This window comes from Methylobacterium frigidaeris (genome assembly GCF_022179185.1).
Lineage (GTDB): Bacteria > Pseudomonadota > Alphaproteobacteria > Rhizobiales > Beijerinckiaceae > Methylobacterium > Methylobacterium frigidaeris.
Genome location: NZ_BPQJ01000437.1, coordinates 1 through 219, shown reverse-complemented (window position 1 = coordinate 219; position 219 = coordinate 1). Strand labels below are relative to the sequence as shown.

The following is a 219-nucleotide window of genomic DNA, read 5'->3' as shown; positions in this document are numbered from 1 at the left end:
AGATCGCGGTCAGCGCCGTCGCCGTCGCGGCGGACACCGTCACGCTCACGCTCGCAACACCCGTGACGTCCGGCGCCTCTGCCGAGGTGTCCTACGCATTCTACGGCCCCGGATCGACGGCGGGCGTCCACAGCGGCGTGTGGGGCAACGTCAAGCGCGCTGGACCGCCGAGCCTGATCCTCAGCGGATACACGATCGACACGTGGCTGACCGTGTTCC

At 69.4% G+C, this 219-nt stretch carries 1 protein-coding gene; it reads left to right on the top strand.

Going from position 1 to position 219, the window contains the following annotated elements; genetic code table 11:
• A partial coding sequence (locus MFF64_RS37590) for a SwmB domain-containing protein (protein WP_238194184.1) occupies window positions 1-219 on the top strand: 219 nt, incomplete at both ends.